18 protein-coding genes are annotated in these 15,230 nt (G+C 59.4%); 6 read left to right on the top strand and 12 right to left on the bottom strand.

Features of this window, described 5'->3' with window-relative positions; translation table 11 throughout:
- Positions 1–103: 103 nt before the first annotated feature.
- Both FHX05_RS12485 and FHX05_RS12480 read left to right on the top strand, forming a co-directional pair.
- Positions 104–691, top strand: a complete 588-nt coding sequence (locus tag FHX05_RS12485; RefSeq protein WP_112335633.1) for a DUF1214 domain-containing protein — start codon at positions 104–106, stop codon at positions 689–691.
- On the top strand, positions 684–1,232 hold the full coding sequence (locus tag FHX05_RS12480; protein ID WP_183871972.1) for a DUF1254 domain-containing protein: 549 nt from the start codon (positions 684–686) through the stop codon (positions 1,230–1,232). The genes FHX05_RS12485 and FHX05_RS12480 overlap by 8 nt, the downstream gene beginning before the upstream one ends.
- Positions 1,233–1,394: 162 nt before the next feature.
- Here the strand turns inward: FHX05_RS12480 and FHX05_RS12475 are convergent, their stop codons facing one another.
- Positions 1,395–1,562, bottom strand: coding sequence for a hypothetical protein (locus FHX05_RS12475; protein ID WP_015339217.1), 168 nt, complete (start codon positions 1,560–1,562; stop codon positions 1,395–1,397).
- A 522-nt stretch (positions 1,563–2,084) separates the two neighbouring features.
- Here FHX05_RS12475 and FHX05_RS12470 point away from each other — a divergent pair.
- Both FHX05_RS12470 and FHX05_RS12465 read left to right on the top strand, forming a co-directional pair.
- Entirely contained in the window at positions 2,085–2,291 is a 207-nt protein-coding gene (locus tag FHX05_RS12470) for a hypothetical protein (RefSeq protein ID WP_183871970.1), read from the top strand.
- A 441-nt stretch (positions 2,292–2,732) separates the two neighbouring features.
- A complete protein-coding gene (locus FHX05_RS12465) occupies positions 2,733–3,740 on the top strand; it encodes a DUF2336 domain-containing protein (RefSeq protein WP_348648314.1) in 1,008 nt (335 codons plus the stop codon).
- Positions 3,741–3,747: 7 nt separating this feature from the next.
- Here FHX05_RS12465 and FHX05_RS12460 read toward each other — a convergent pair whose 3' ends face one another.
- From FHX05_RS12460 to FHX05_RS12450, 3 genes are all read right to left on the bottom strand, one after another.
- Positions 3,748–4,107 carry a DUF1491 family protein gene (locus tag FHX05_RS12460; RefSeq protein ID WP_112335631.1) on the bottom strand — a complete coding sequence of 120 codons (360 nt, stop codon included), beginning with the start codon at positions 4,105–4,107 and terminating at the stop codon, positions 3,748–3,750.
- Between the two features lie 94 nt (positions 4,108–4,201).
- Entirely contained in the window at positions 4,202–5,227 is a 1,026-nt protein-coding gene (locus FHX05_RS12455; RefSeq protein ID WP_183871966.1) for a peptidoglycan-binding protein, read from the bottom strand.
- Positions 5,199–6,752: an ATP-binding protein gene (locus FHX05_RS12450; RefSeq protein ID WP_183871964.1), complete on the bottom strand. Its 1,554-nt coding sequence runs from the start codon at positions 6,750–6,752 to the stop codon at positions 5,199–5,201. Before FHX05_RS12450 ends, FHX05_RS12455 begins: the two co-directional genes overlap by 29 nt.
- A gap of 452 nt (positions 6,753–7,204) precedes the next feature.
- Between FHX05_RS12450 and FHX05_RS12445 the strand changes: the two genes are divergently transcribed.
- Both FHX05_RS12445 and FHX05_RS12440 read left to right on the top strand, forming a co-directional pair.
- Entirely contained in the window at positions 7,205–7,669 is a 465-nt protein-coding gene (locus FHX05_RS12445; protein WP_183871962.1) for a DUF5330 domain-containing protein, read from the top strand.
- A gap of 129 nt (positions 7,670–7,798) precedes the next feature.
- Complete coding sequence (locus FHX05_RS12440; RefSeq protein WP_112335627.1) at positions 7,799–8,221, top strand: SufE family protein; 423 nt, start codon at positions 7,799–7,801, stop codon at positions 8,219–8,221.
- 72 nt (positions 8,222–8,293) lie between these two features.
- Here the strand turns inward: FHX05_RS12440 and FHX05_RS12435 are convergent, their stop codons facing one another.
- The 8 genes from FHX05_RS12435 to FHX05_RS12400 form a co-directional block, all read right to left on the bottom strand.
- Positions 8,294–8,725, bottom strand: coding sequence for a MucR family transcriptional regulator (locus FHX05_RS12435; protein ID WP_015339209.1), 432 nt, complete (start codon positions 8,723–8,725; stop codon positions 8,294–8,296).
- A gap of 533 nt (positions 8,726–9,258) precedes the next feature.
- Entirely contained in the window at positions 9,259–9,627 is a 369-nt protein-coding gene (mnhG, locus tag FHX05_RS12430) for a monovalent cation/H(+) antiporter subunit G (RefSeq protein ID WP_183872444.1), read from the bottom strand.
- Positions 9,624–9,998, bottom strand: coding sequence for a cation:proton antiporter (locus FHX05_RS12425; protein WP_183871960.1), 375 nt, complete (start codon positions 9,996–9,998; stop codon positions 9,624–9,626). The genes mnhG and FHX05_RS12425 overlap by 4 nt, the downstream gene beginning before the upstream one ends.
- Positions 9,995–10,468, bottom strand: a complete 474-nt coding sequence (locus tag FHX05_RS12420; RefSeq protein WP_183710656.1) for a Na+/H+ antiporter subunit E — start codon at positions 10,466–10,468, stop codon at positions 9,995–9,997. Before FHX05_RS12420 ends, FHX05_RS12425 begins: the two co-directional genes overlap by 4 nt.
- Positions 10,465–12,024, bottom strand: a complete 1,560-nt coding sequence (locus FHX05_RS12415) for a Na+/H+ antiporter subunit D (protein WP_183871958.1) — start codon at positions 12,022–12,024, stop codon at positions 10,465–10,467. Before FHX05_RS12415 ends, FHX05_RS12420 begins: the two co-directional genes overlap by 4 nt.
- A 4-nt stretch (positions 12,025–12,028) precedes the next feature.
- A complete protein-coding gene (locus FHX05_RS12410) occupies positions 12,029–12,406 on the bottom strand; it encodes a Na+/H+ antiporter subunit C (protein WP_112398199.1) in 378 nt (125 codons plus the stop codon).
- Positions 12,406–12,825: a Na+/H+ antiporter subunit B gene (locus FHX05_RS12405; protein ID WP_112335621.1), complete on the bottom strand. Its 420-nt coding sequence runs from the start codon at positions 12,823–12,825 to the stop codon at positions 12,406–12,408. The genes FHX05_RS12410 and FHX05_RS12405 overlap by 1 nt, the downstream gene beginning before the upstream one ends.
- On the bottom strand, positions 12,822–15,218 hold the full coding sequence (locus tag FHX05_RS12400) for a putative monovalent cation/H+ antiporter subunit A (RefSeq protein ID WP_183871956.1): 2,397 nt from the start codon (positions 15,216–15,218) through the stop codon (positions 12,822–12,824). Before FHX05_RS12400 ends, FHX05_RS12405 begins: the two co-directional genes overlap by 4 nt.
- Positions 15,219–15,230: the final 12 nt, after the last annotated feature.

Below are 15,230 nucleotides of genomic sequence, written 5' to 3'. Positions count from 1 at the left end.
TTCGCCATTGCTCTCAAGACAGCCGTAAATAGTGGCCTACCCTTCCCCCTATCGCCAGAATCAGGAATAAATCGGCACTGATTTGTCACGAGGACGATCCCAGGTGTTCCGAGTTCCCCTTCTTGTTGCGCTTTCGCTTGTCATCGCCTTTGGCGGCGGGATCGTGTTCACGCTTCTGGCGCTGGATGCCACCTCCGGCTTCGGCGCGATCAAGCTTGGCGCCTGGCAGGCTTTCCCCGAAATGCAGACAGCGGATGCGGACCCTTATGCGAAATCCCATAGAGCGCGTGCCGGGCGGCTGCTCTATGGCACCGCCGAAGGGCTGGTGTTTACTGCCTCCGACGATGACGGCAAAGCGCGGCTCACCGCAAATTGCACCTACCGCATCAGCGGCCAGACGCCGCCGGCGAGACTATGGACCCTCTTCATCGCCGGCAATGACGGCCGGCCGATCGAGGATGCTGCCGGCCGTCCCTCCACAATCAATTCCTGGGTGGTGCTGCGCAAGCCGGATTCAACTTTTAACATCACCGTTTCATCCTCTGCGCAGGCGGGCAACTGGCTTGCCTTGCCGACGGCCGGGAATTTCCGTCTGGTATGGACACTCCTGGATTCGCCGGCGGCCAGCAATTCCGGCCTGATCGATCTCGGTATGCCGAAACTCGAGAAGATCGGATGCGGCAATGTTTAGATTCGTCTTTGCGATTCTGACCGGCCTATTCGGTGCGGTACTGCTGCATATCATCATCATTCTGTCGCTGCCGCACTTCTCCGATCGTGACGCCTATACACGTGTGTCGGACGAAGGTGACGAGAACCATTTCTATATGCTCGACAACAAGGACGATGACGCGGGGCTTTCCAACACTGATCCCTACATCCGCACGGCCGTCTGCGCTTTCGACATCGAGGATACGCCTGTTCATTTGACCGCGAAGGGCAAGGTGCCGTTCTGGTCGCTTGCCATCTATGACGCGGCATCCAATGAAGTGTTCAGCATGAGCGACCGCACATCGGTCGGCGGAGCGCTCGATCTGCTGCTTGCATCCCCCGTTCAGCTGACGGGCATACGCAAGGCACTACCGCCCGCCCTTGCCCAGTCGATCCTGGTGGAAGTGCCGCGGTCTCAAGGCTATGCGGTCCTACGCACGATGGCGCCGCAGGCAAGCTTCGACAATGCGGCGCGGGAATTTCTCTCACAGGCCGGGTGCGATGAATTCGACAATGGCTGAGATATTCTTGGGCTGAGATATTGCTGGAACCGCAGGCCGCCAATTAAGCGGCTGGAGCTAGGTTGATCCGGGATAGCTGCCGGTATGAGCGCGGAACAGCTGATTGCGGCCGCAGCTGGCAAGTGCGCGCGAATTCGCTGCGCACTTGCTCGTTTGACGTGATTATTTCCCTTTTGCCCGCTTCGGTCCTGCGCCGGGCCGATGCGTTGGCGTATCAAGATGTTCGTAACGCACGCCGGTGAACAAGAGTATTCTCGCCTCCACCGGTTCCTTCTGGGCGCGCGGCGGCAGACGCAAACGCCAATCCGAAAGAGATATGATCTTTGCCATTCTCGTCTCCATTAACGTCTCGAGACGGATGAACCTGCGACTGGATTTCACCCTGCCCGCTGCTGAAGCGGGCTAGCGCTTCCTCCATCCAACCTCTCTGCTAGGGCTTCGATGGAGGCATCTACGCCTTCTCACGGCATTTCCCTTACACCGTGGCATGAGCACCGATTTTTGGCTCCCATGCTGTCTTTACACTCGATCACATTCTGCCAATGGCTGCTGTCAATCGGAATTCATACATATCGCAGTTAACAGAATGCTAATTCTCGTCGCGACTCATTTCCGGTATCGTTCTCCATGCTCTATTAACGCTCGGGCGACAGTTTTGGTTTCATCACCAGTGGAAAAATTCCAACTGCCGGCTTTCCTATAAAATCTAATAATATTATATACTTAACTGCGACGATGAGCTTCCACGTAAACAGAGCGGGAGGCATCGCGTTGCAGAAAAGCGTCACACAAATATTATTTGCGCTCACGAAAAATTAACGTAATGTAAGAATTGAAATTCGAGGGCAATCAATGTTTGCGACGGGCAGTTCCGTCTTTTCACCGGAGGATGTCACGGTCCTGCGTAATGCGTTGGACGGGTGGTGCCTGGAAAAGCGGATCGATATTAAAAGTACGGAAGCCCAGTTCGCGGCCACGGCGGCAATCGGCTTTTTTCAATCCGGCTACAACACCTCGGAAAAGCTGCTCGCGGCCTTGCGCGAGCACAAGGGCATCTAAAGAATCCCATCAGCATCAAGAGGCCGGATCTCCGCTTTTGCAGCGAGTGACGTCGCTTTTGACTATCTCCGCAACGGAAGCACTCATAGGTTGAATTTCGCTATGGGAACCTATGCCGAGAAAGGTTTTCCACAGGCCCGCTTGCGCCCAAACTGCCGTCCATGCGGACAAAATGCCGCTGCACTCCTCGCGCAAGCTTAACGCGCAATTTTTATTCGGATTTTAATAAAGTTTTCACGAAGCATTAACCCTGCCGGCCTTAGTCTTTCGCGAAAGCCAGATAAGGACGACCGTGTCCATACCCGTTTCGATAGTCATCGCCGAGAACGCCCTCTTTATCGAAAGAGTCGTCCGGTTCGACTGGAATGAATTGAAGCGGAAGCCATGGTCGATCTTGGGGCTCCCTGCTTTTTTGTTCGGCGTATCAGTATGGGTGTTGGCGTGCGTGATCGGTTTCGAGACCTTGAAGAGCCTGCGACTGTCCGCAAGAAGGACGTGGTTCTGATGGCGACGATCACCAGCTTCGAGGGCATGGGCCATCCGTCCAAATCGGAGCTTCGACAGTTCGCGGAGCTTTTCACCCCCGTTTTCCAGGCATCCTCCGACGAAGCGAAGCGACAGGCAGTTGCCGCCCTTTCCCAATGCGAAACGGTGCCGCAGGCCGTTGCCCTGTTCATCGGCTGTCAGCCGATCGCGATCGCCGCTCCCTTCCTGACAAGCTCGCAAGCGATCGATGACGAAACGCTTATCACCATTGCCCGCACGCAAGGGGCCGCCCACGCGCGCGCGATCGTCCGCCGCTCGTCCCTGTCCCCGAAAGTCATAGACGCGCTCGTCGGTCTGCATCAGGCAGAGCCGGAACGCGGTATGACAGTGGCGGAGCAGCCAGTTGATATGGTTTCATCGCAGGCCCAGACGTCAGAAACCGAACGGCAATCGCGTGAGGAAATCCTGCGGCAGCAGATCAAACAGGCTGCGCGCCATCTGACCCGCGACGACAGCGACCGGCTCGGTCTGCGCAGCCTCAGCGAGACGCAGGAGGCACTCCTCGTCCGCTTTGCACGCGAGCGCGATGCGGTGCAGTTCGCAACGACGCTCGCCGATGCCCTCTCCTCCAGTTACTGGCTCGCCGAACGCATCCTGCTCGACACTTCGGGGCAACAACTCGCCGTCACGCTCGTCAGCCTCGGCATGGGCATTGCCGATGCCGTCTATTCGCTCGAGCGCTTCTATCCGCACCTGGCCGAACGGCACGGCAGCGTCAGCCGGGCATGGCTGGTGCTCGATGATATCGATGCGGAGGAAAGTCAGGCGCGCGTCGAGGCCTGGCGCCGCGCCGACAGCTACACCTACCTGCTACAGGAAAAACCTTCCCAGCGTCCTGCAACACCGCTGTTCGGGCCGAATTCGGCGTCCACGCGCGCGTTACGCGTGGCGAACCGTCGATAAGGACGGCTCAATCCAACGGATTGGCGCGGAAACCGGCCAAGGGGACGATATCGCCGATATCGTCCGTCTCAAGCTCGACGATCCACAAATCGGGATCGAACTTCAGCTCGCGATCAAGGGTTTCGCGGATTTCTTGCGGCTCCCTGCGGTCGACGCGGATTTCGAAAAGCCGCGTGCCGCTCTCCTCCTCATCGAAGAGGCTCTGCGGTGCCGGCGCGTAGAGGGTCTCTAATCCGTCGCGGAAACGCTGGCGGATGAAGATCGCGCCTGCCTGCTCCTCGCCCTTGCGCTCCACGGCAGCAAAATCGCCCCTGGCGAACAGGCGGCGGACAAGAGCGGAAACAAAGATGTCGCTGCGCAATCTCATAGGGGAGCTATAACGACGGCGGGCCGCCAAGGCAATCGAAGCCGTCCCCTACCCGATTGTGCCAACTCGAGGGATAAGCGTTCGGACGACACGCTCAAAGCGCGCCGATATCCTGCAGCTTCTTGAGGACCGCCATACTCGGCTCCCCGGTCTCCGGCAAGCGATAGTGCTTCTGGAAACGCCGGATAGCTGCCTTCGTCTGCTCTCCGGCAACACCGTCGATGCTGACGTTGCTGTAGGCGATGTTGCTCAAGCCCTTCTGGATCTGCATGACCATGTTGACCGTGTTGACCGCATCGCTGGGCGTCGCCTTGGCCGCGACGGCGCCGGTCTTAATGTTCTTCTCGGCATTCTGGATGGCGGCGGCAACCGGGTCGATCGCATCCGCCGTAGCGGAAATATTGACGGGGCGTGCGGCGGGAACAACAGCTGTCGTATTCATTTTGTAGCTTGCAGCCTGGGCGTTTGCGGCATTGCTGACCTTAAGGGCGGCGAGAAGTTCCGGCGTCGGCGTGCCGGTCTGTGAGAGGCCCGACGCCTCCTGGAAGAAAAGGATAGCCGATGTCGTGCGCGATCCCGGCTTTCCATCGACGGCGCCGTCATAAAGGCCGTGTCGGATAAGTTCGCCCTGGATATCGGCAATGAGTTTCGACGGCGCGCTGGACGATTGTGCTGCGACCTGGCCGGTTGACGACGGCGGGGCGAGATCGGACGCCGAATCCTGCCGCTCGATCCGGAAGGTGGTGACATTGCCTGCGTCGGCCTGCTGTGCATGCAAAAAGGATTTGCGGCCGGGGATCTGATAGGGAGACGCCGGATCACGGGTTCGCAATATGGGCGATGGATGCGCGCCCGTCTGATACCAGAGCGCGTTGGCGGTGACGAAACCGAAAACCCCGAAGAAGAGCGCGACGCCGCCAGCAATGGCGGGATGACGGCCGACTGCACTGCCGATCAGAGCGGCGAGCGCACCCGCACCGCGAAGGCCAAGGCCGCCCAGCGCGGTGCTGCCGCGCAGGCTCAGGCTGCCAAGGGCAACCGCACCACGGGAAGCCAGGCCGGGCTGCTTGCGCCTGCCCTTCCCCCTTCCCTTAGGCGATTTTCGCTTTTGCGGGGCCATTCATCAGTTCCTTATTTCGCCCTTCATCTATCTCCACAATATGTTTCAGGCGCGGCGGAAAATTGACAGGGCGATTGACATCCACAGGCTGCTGCATCGTCACGGCACCAGAGCCGTCGAACGGAATGAGAATGGTAATGACTGTGCCCTCGCCCGGCGCGCTGGCAATCGAGAAGTTTCCGCCGTGCAGGCCGACGAGGCCTTTGACCAGCGACAGACCGAGGCCGGTGCCGGCGTAACGACGGGTGTAATCGTTCTGGATCTGCACGAAGGGCTGACCGAGCGAGGCAAGGCGCTCGCTGGCAATGCCGATGCCCGTGTCTCCGATCGACAATTTCAGCATGCCATCGGCCATCGCCGCGTCAATGGTGATCGCGCCGCCGGCATCGGTAAACTTGATGGCGTTGCCGACCAGGTTGATGAGGATCTGCTGGATCGCCCGCTGGTCAGCGACGATCTCGCCGAGACCGCGCTGGATACGGCTTGTCAGCGTCAACCCCTTCTCCTTCGCCTGCAGTCCCAGCATTGCTTCGCACGTCGCAATGGTGTCTTCGATCGCGAAGGATTCGAGCAGCAGTTCGTAGCGGCCGGCCTCGATCTTGCTCATGTCGAGCATAGTATTGACGACCGACAGAAGATGGGCGCCCGACTGGCGGATCAAGCCGACATATTCGCGCTGGCGGTCATTTTCCAATTTGCCGAAATATTCGCCGCTCAGAATATCGGAGAAGCCCAGGATAGCGTTGAGCGGCGTGCGCAGCTCGTGGCTGACGGCAGCGAGGAAGCGTGACTTGGCGTCGTTGGCGGATTCCGCTTCGGCCGCCTTGCGCGCCGCATCATCGCGAAGCTGCTGGTCCTGCGATATATCGCGCAATTGCCCGATGATCGCCGTCAGATGCCCTTCGGCATCGCGGCGTGCACTCAATTCCATCCGCGCATGAACGAACTGCTGATCGCCACCCACGACCGCGGAGCGCTCCAGCCGCAAATCGGCGCCATGGGCATCCCTGCCCTGGCGCAGCACATCGATTGCCTGCAGGAAGACGATTCTGTCCGAGACATGAATCTGCTCGACGAAACCACGCCCGGTGGGATCGCGCATCCAGCTCAGGAATTCTGCGCGGTCACGACCACCCACCGTCGTCACATTGCCTTGGGAATCGAAGAGCAGGACGAGACCGAAGGCCGACTCCAGCATCAGGTCGCGGTGCTCGACGACAACGGCCTCGGCCGGACGAGATTCGGGCCGCTGGCGCGACAGCGCGATGCTGCCGACGGCCGAGAAGAGGAAGGCCGCGCAGACTGTGGCCACACCGGCAGGCAGCGCCACGGCCGGACTGGTAATAAAGGAAAGGCCGGCCGGAACAGCAAACAGCGCGACGGAAGAGGCGAGCGCAAGTCGGCGCAGGATCGCCAGTTCCTGCCCACGGACTTCGCCATTCCCGCTCGTCCGGGAGAGCCAGCTTCGGCCTACCCGGTCCACGAGAGCTTCAGCCCCGACAGAAATGTCACTCAATACGCGCACGCTACAACCCGTCAAAACGGTCACTTATCGGACTGCACAATAGGCTCCGGCGGCTTAAGGAAAGAATAAAGAAGGAACGGGCCGGGCGGCCGAAAAGCCTTCAAAATCCCGTTTTGGCGCAGAACGAGCGACCTTTGCTTTTTGTGGTTAACAGCAGGTAAGCAACGGATTTTATTCATATTTCCGCTGCGCGTTAACTTTTGTGACGAGGTCGGCCTCCGCAAAGCCCTGCATATCAACGGCATCGGGCGAGACATGCTTAACATCAATTGCTACAATTTGAACCAAAGTGTTCTTCAAAGTCGGAAAGCTAAAATTTGAATCAAAATTGCAGAAAATGCTGCCGAGTTTTGAAAAGCGCTGTTGTCCTCTGCCGGGTAGGTTCGAACCAGATCGGGCGGGCAAGTCCGAATCGGCGATCGAGCCGATCGACAGAGAGGATGGGCTAGGCGATGTGGTTTCTGATTAGAGCAGGGTTCTGGTTTTCGCTGGTTCTCATGTTCCTGCCGATCTTTGCAAAGCCCGAGGGTGCTCCCCGACCGGCAGGTGAAACGACGCTACAGGTTTCCGATGCGATTTCAGCCGCCTCCGGTGTCGTGCAATATGTCGGCGCCATGTGCAATGAGAAGCCGGATGTCTGTGCTAAGGGCGGCGAAACACTGACGGCGCTCGGCTATCAGGTTGGCGACGGCGCTCGAGTCGCCTACGACATGCTCGGCCGTCACTTCAAGGATCAAGCCGCAAATCCGCAGGCAGCTGTCGCCACGGCTCACACGGGCACCGATCAGGTTGCCGCCATGGCGCAGCCGATGCCGGCCAAGCGCATCACTGGTACAGAAACGGCTGACGTCGTCGTTACCGGCACGGTCAAGCTGCCATCCTCCATTCCGCTGCCGATGCCGCGCCCACATATCTGACATTTCTTCCATTGGCCCCAACTTCAGCGCCGCCGATCCCTGTGGTCGGTGGCGTTCTTTGTCGTGCTGGGTTCAAATCGGGCACCGTTTCGCCTATATCCAAGACAATGGACAATCTGGACTGCTGCAATGACACCGCTTGAGAAGATCATCGAAGACTTTTCCTTCCTGGACGAATGGGAGGATCGCTACCGCTTTGTGATCGAGCTCGGCAAGGCGCTGCCCGACCTGCCGGAGGAAAAGCGGACGCTGGAAAACAAGGTGCAGGGCTGTGCGAGCCAGGTCTGGCTCGTCACGCATGCATCTGGCGATCCAGACAATCCGATATTGACCTTTGAAGGCGATTCAGACGCACATATCGTGCGTGGGCTGGTGGCGATCGTGCTTGCAACCTATTCCGGAAAGCCGGCTTCGGAAATCGCCGCTCTCGACGCACTCGACGTCTTCGGCAAGATCGGCCTGGTGGAGCATCTCTCCTCGCAGCGCGCCAATGGATTGCGCTCGATGATCAAGCGTATTCGCGAAGAGGCTCGGGTCAGGACCGCGGCGTAGGTTGGATTTCCAGCAATCATTGCGGATAACCCGGCCCGAAAGCCGGATTATCTTCAGTCTGTCATGAAGACCTTAGCGGGCGCCGCGCTTACGGCGCTGGCCGAGGCCCATTTCCTTTGCAAGGCGTGAACGGGCTTCCGCATAAGCCGGTGCTACCATCGGGTAATCGGCAGCGAGATCCCACTTTTCACGATATTCTTCCGGCGAGAGGCCGTGATGAGTCATGAGATGGCGCTTCAGAGACTTGAAGCTGCCACCACATTCGAGGCAGGTAATCTGGTCATCCTGTACGGATTTACGAACGGATACGGCCGGCTTCTGCTTTTCGACCACGGTTACGGCAGGTGCCGGAGCCGAGGTGCTGCTCAAGGCGGAATGTACGTCGGAAATCAAATTCGGAAGGTCGCTGACCGGTACGACATGGTTACTGACATAGGCCGCAACAATGTCGGCAGTCAGTTCAACCAGTAACTCCTGCCCGTTGCCGAGGGCCGCATCTGTCATTGTGTTCTCCTGTTCATCGGCTTGCCTGCTGCGTCCACGCCTACGAAGAGCACGCAGGACGCAACGTTGCTAAATAATTTTGCGCCCGGCTAAAGAAATCTGTTGATTTCGCTATCTCCCAGCGCCGAGCAATCCGCGCGAACGCACTGCCCGTATTCGTAGCAGTCGACAGCAAGAAAACGGTGGATAAAGCCAAATTTCCCGCAGCATGAAATCCACCCCTAGACCTCATGCGAGAGAAAACCGCCCCTTGCCGCCTGATATCAAAATTAGTGACCCGCGATAACGATCTTTAATCGCTTACCGGAAGAAAGTTTTGCTCAGCGTTTCATCAAAGAAAGATAAAAGCATCGAGAGCTTAAACCCGGTCGAGACTAACTTAACATCAGAACTCTACTTGAATCTGAATTAGCACTCTTTACCCAAATGTCCAGTTTTTAATCCCTACATTTCTTTGCAAAAAATTCATCTATTAAAAAGCAGGTAACTAATAACGCGAAAAGTTATTCCTAATAGAACAATTTCCGCGTTTGTTAGCCCTTTTTTCTATATCCTCGTACTGCGATTTGCTCTCTTGCGAGGAGTTCATCCCGTACCGAAGGCGGCGTTAGCCGATGGCCTGCCTTGTGTGCCGCACGCGCGAGAAGATGCGCCGCAATGGGCGCCGTCAAGATGAAAAAAACAAACCCGGCCAATGCCCGCGCCAGAATCGCCATGTCCTGCGAGTGGATGCCGACGGCAAGTAACAACAGGCCGGAGCCGACGGTGCCCGCCTTCGACGCGGCATGCATGCGACTGTAGAGATCGGGGAGGCGCACGATGCCAATCGCCGCGATAAGCGAGAACAACGCACCCGAAAGTAGAAGCGCCGTTACTATGACGGCCCAAAGCATATCCACTATCGGCCTCCCTTCTTTCGTTTGCGCCTTCGTATCTTCCTGCCCTCGACAGCGACGTCCGCACTCTGCACGGCGCCGACCCGTTCGGCCGCATTCGATTGTGCCTGCGTCAGGATAAACCGCGCGAAGGCGACGGTGGCGAGAAAGCCGACAAGACCGAGCGAAATGGCGATATCGATATACAGCGTGAACCCGGTCTTGATGGCAATGACAGCGATGAAGCCGATGGCGATCGCGACCAGCATGTCGAGTGCCAGGACCCTGTCCGGCAATGTTGGGCCGGCAACGACACGATAGACGGTCAGCAGGAACGCCACGCTCAGAATGCCGAGCGCCACCATTGCACCGGCCGAAACAACGGATACGGCGATCATCGGAAAGCCTCCATGATCCGGCGTTCGAAACCATCCGCGATACTGCGCCGGATGGCCTCCGGATCGGAGCAATCGAGCGCGTGCACGTAGAGTATCTTACGGTCGTCGGAAACATCGACGGATAGGGTGCCGGGCGTCAGCGTGATCAGATTGGCAAGAAGAGTGATTTCGAAATCACGGTCGACCGTCAGCGGAAATGCAAAGATCCCGGGCTTCACGTCGATCTTCGGGCTCATGACCGCCGCGGCGACCGCCCAGGCCGATTTGGCAAGCTCACCCAGAAACAGCAGCAACAGCGAAATTATCTTGCGCACCCGGCCCAGATAGAGTCCGCCTCCATAGGACGCCCGGACGATCGATAGGGCAACTGCCGCAAGGACGAAGCCGAACAGGAGGTTGAGGAAAGAGGCGCTGCCTGTGATGGCCACCCAAACAATGGCAAGCAGCAGGTTGAAGATAAACAGGATCATTGAGCGCCTCCCGCCGCCGGAAAGACGGATTGCAGATAGGCCGTCGGCTGTTCGAGGCCGAGAGCGGCCGCATGCGTCAAGCGCAGGAGCCATTCCGGAAACAAGCCGAAGCCCACGACAAGCAGGGTCAAACCAAGAAGCGGCAGTGCAGCATGCCATTTCATCCGCTCCGCCGTGGCGCTGGCTGCGGCGGAACGCCAATAGGCAAGAAGAAACACCCGCCCGAAAACGATGGTCGTCAGGAATCCAACCAGAAGGATTGCCGCGGCGAGCCACCAGGCCCCTGCCGCAAACGCCGCCTTGACGAGTACGACCTTAGGCCAGAAGCCCGAAAATGGCGGCAGGCCGCTAATGGCGAAGAACAGGACCAGCGAGAGGCCGGCAAACCAGCCGTTTTGGCGATAGATGCCGCCAAGGACTGTCAATGAAAAGCCTCCGCCGAGATGCGCCGCCTGCCCGGCAATCAGGTAAAGCGCCGTCATCAACACCATCGAATGCAAGGCGTAGAAGATCGTTCCGCTGAGACCATCGACACTGCCGAGAGCCACGCCCGCCAGCATCGTGCCGATGCCGGATATGACGATGTAGCCCAGCATTCGGCGGATATCATTTGCACCTAGCGCACCCATCACCCCGACAAGCATAGTCACGATGGCGATGATCGTAACAAGCGGGCCGAGCCCTCCCCGCTCGACAGGCAACAGCATGACCAGAATCCGGATCAGCGCATAGATGCCCACCTTGGTCAGCAAGCCGGCAAACAAAGCCGAAACGGTGATGCGCGGGGTGTGGTAGGAAGCCGGAAGCCAGAAATTGACCGGGAAGGCGGCGGCCTTCATACCGAAAGCCAGCAGGAACAGGCCGGCGAGCGTCATCAGCGGCGCGTTACTGTCACCCGCCCGCACCTTCACCGCGATATCGGCCATGTTGAGCGTGCCGAAAACAGCGTAGAGATAACCCACAGAAACGAGGAAGAGCGTGGTCGCGATGAGGTTCAATACGGCATATTTCAGTGCGCCGTCGATCTGCTCCGGCTCCGAGCCGAGGATCAGCAGGCCGAAGGAAGAGATCAGGAGCACCTCGAACCATACGTAGAGATTGAAGACGTCGCCTGTCAGAAAGGCGCCGCTGACGCCGGCCAGCAGCAGCATCAGGAATGGAAAGAAGCCATATCGCCGGCTGCTCCCGGTGATTTCGCCAAGCGAATAGAAACTTGCCGCGAGCGCGACGACCGCCGCCGTCAAGGCCATGAGCGCGCCGAAAATATCGACGGTGAAGGCAATGCCGAAGGGCGGCAGCCATCGCCCCATGACCATGGTCACGGCGCCGTCGCTGACAACCCTATAGAGCAAGGCGGCATCGATCAGAACCAGCAGCACAAGGCCGGGAATGGCGACCGCCGCCTGCCATTCGGTGCGATTGCGCAGCATCAGAAGGATCGCACCGAGCCCGATGCACAAGACGATCGGCGAAATGACTAGCCAATGTCCCATCGGTATCGGCGCGGCAACCAGCGCTTGGGAGAGATCAACTGCGGTATCCGTGGGTCCGGCCATGGCGTCAGTACCCCAAGGGCGGCAGCGGCCGCTTCTCCGGTTCGGCGAGCCGCATTTCGTCCGTGTCGTCGGTTTTCAAGGCCTGATAGGCCCGATAGGTCAGGACAAGCAGAAAGGCCAGGAACGAGAAGGAAATGACGATCGCCGTCAGGATCAAGGCCTGCGGCAGCGGATTGGCGGCTGCAAGATCGAGCGTGGTTGCCCCTCTTTGGATGATGGGCGGGACTTCGCGCGTGACGCGGCCTGCCGTGAACAGCAGAAGGTTGACGGCATTGCCGAGGATCGCGATGCCGAGCATGATGCGGATGGAGTACCGCGACAGCATGAGATAGATGGCAGCGGTGAAGAAGATGCCGACGACGACGGCGAAGACGGCCTCCATCAATCCACCTCCCGCTCTTCGAGCGCGAGCGCGATCGAGGTGATGGCACCGACGACGACCAGATAGACACCTGTGTCGAAGAGCATGACGGTGGAAAGCGGCACTTCGACACCGAAGAGATGCGGATAGATCCACAGCCCCGTCATGAACGGCACGCCAGCCAACAAGGACAGGATGCCTGCGATGGTGGCCGCAAGCAGCCCAAAGCCGGCAATCGACAGCGGATGGAAGACAATCGCGCGCCGGACCGCGGTCACACCACAGGCGATGCCATAGATCGCGAGCGCCGAAGCCGCGATCAGGCCGCCGATAAAGCCGCCACCGGGCTCGTTATGGCCGCGCAGCAGCACGAAGACGGAGAAGAGCAACATCAGGGCCGTCAAAAACGGCGCGGCGGTGCGGAAGATCAGCGTATTCATGAGCGCTTGGCCTCCATCCCTTCCTCGAAACCGAGCTTCTCCTCAAGATCAGGGTCATTCGTCGCCAGTTTGCGTTCGCCGCCCGCCCGGATACGGATCAGCGCCAGGATCGCAAGACCGGTTATGGCGACGACGGCGATTTCGCCGAGCGTATCCGTGCCGCGGAAGTCGACGATGATGACGTTCACCACATTGTCGCCATGCGCGATCAGCTTCGAATATTGATTGAAGAAGGCGGTCAGCGTCAGATCGAACGGCGCCTGGGTCACCTTTAGCAGCAGGAGTGCAAAGCCGCTGCCGCAGGCAGTGGCAAGCACGGCATGGGCGATCCTGGCGAGCGGTGGCCGGCGATCGGAAGGAGAAAGCCGCAGGCGCGTCATGACAAGCGCCAGAATCACCACCGCAAGCGTCTCGACCATGAACTGCGTGAAGGAAAGATCCGGCGCGCCGAACAGCAGGAAGATGACGGCGACGGCAAAGCCCTGGATGCCGAGCGAAACGATCGCCGTCAGCCGGTCGCGCGCAAAGACCACCGCCGCAACGCCGATGACCGCGATCAGGAAGATCGTCGCCTCATGCCATTGCAGATTCGGCCAGGCTGGCATGGCGGGCAGTTCGCCATGGATCATAGGAGGAATCAGCAGCATTGCCGCCAGGCAGAGGAAGGTGACGGTGACATAGATTTCCAGCCGGCCGGGCTGCAGGAGACGGGAGACGCCATGCGACAGCCGCACCAGGCCGAAAATGAAGCCGTCAAAGCCGCGATCCGGTCCCGGCCCGAATGCGCGCAGGACAACGGACATCAGGAAGCGGGCGCGATCGAGCTGCCAATATACAAGGATACCGATCAGCACGGTGACCAGCGAAAGTGCAAGGGGCAAGCCGATATGCGGGCTCAAAGAGACAGAGATTTCCAGTGCCTTACCGCCAACGGCGCTCGCCATTGGCGAAGAGACATACGCGTGCCAAGGGGCCGAAAACAAAGCCGACAGGAGGCCGAGAAGAGCGAGCACCGCCGGCCCCAGCCAGAGCAATGGTGGCGCCTCATGCGGCTGGTGAGGCGTTTCGGTTCGCGGCCCTATGAAGGGCTTCAACGCCACGGCAAAGGCGATGGCAAACATCAGCGCATTGCCGGCCACGGCGATGATGGCGAGGATGATCGCAGCCGGCGATGACTGCGCCAGCGCGGCATAGATTTCTTCCTTAGCAAGGAAGCCGAAAGCCGGCGGCAGACCACCCATCGACACCGCCGCAGCAAGCGCGGTTGCAAAGGTCAGCGGCATGGCCGAACGCAGGCCGCCAAGCCGGGTGATATCGCGCGTCCCGGTTTCATGATCGACGATGCCGGCGACCATGAACAGGGCGCCCTTGAACAGCGAATGCGCGACGAGATAGAGGACGGCGGCCTCGACGGCATAATCCGTGCCGAAACCGGTGAGCATCACGAGCAGGCCGAGCGAGGAGACTGTCGTATAGGCAAGCTTCAGCTTCAGATCGGTCTGGCGAATGGCAAGTAGAGTTCCGACGAGCAGTGTCGCCGCGCCGAAGGCCGGCAGGATCGTCTGCCAGGCCATTGTCCCGCCCATGACCGGATTGAGCCGCATGAGAAGGTAGACGCCTGCCTTTACCATGGTTGCGGAGTGCAGATAGGCCGAGACCGGGGTCGGCGCTTCCATGGCATTCGGCAGCCAGAAGTGAAACGGGAACTGCGCCGATTTGGTAAAGGCGCCGCAGAGCACAAGAATGAGGGCTGCAAGATAGAACGGGCTTGCGCGCATGATATCGCCGGCCTTCAGGAGATTGGACATTGCGCCGATACCGGTCGCCTGCCAGATCAGCAGCAGGCCAGCCAGCAGCAGAAGCCCGCCGCCGCCAGTGACGACGAGCGCCTGCAGCGCCGCCCGCCGTGACGCTTCCCGATGATGATCGAAGCCGATCAACAGGAAGGAGGTGATCGAGGTCAGCTCCCAGAAGACGAAGAGCGTCAGGAAACTGTCCGAAACCACGAGCCCGAGCATCGAGCCCATGAAAAGAAAGATGAACGAGAAGAATCGGCCGAGATCGACATGCCCCTTCAGATAGCCGCCGGCATAGAGGACGATCAGCGTGCCGATGCCGGTGATGAGCAGAGCGAAAGTGAGCGACAGGCCGTCAATCAGCCAGGAAAACCTAAGATCAAGGCTCGGCACCCAATCGAAACCGCCAAGCTGGATGCGACCGGCGGCGACAGTGGGAAGGAGGCTCGCAAAATGAAGGAAGGCGAAGCCGGGAAGCAGCGCCAGGAGCCACGCTGCATTGTGGCCCAAACGCCGAACGACAACCGGCGCGATCAGCGCACCGAGAAAGGGCAGGCATAGAGCCAGGAATGTCAGGCCCGCGGCGGCGGCGGCCATGTTCCCCCCAAA

The organism is Rhizobium sp. BK491 (genome assembly GCF_014194925.1).
Classification (GTDB): Bacteria; Pseudomonadota; Alphaproteobacteria; order Rhizobiales; family Rhizobiaceae; genus Rhizobium.
Note: the sequence above shows the minus strand (reverse complement) of the source record. Positions and strands in the feature narration are given on the sequence as shown.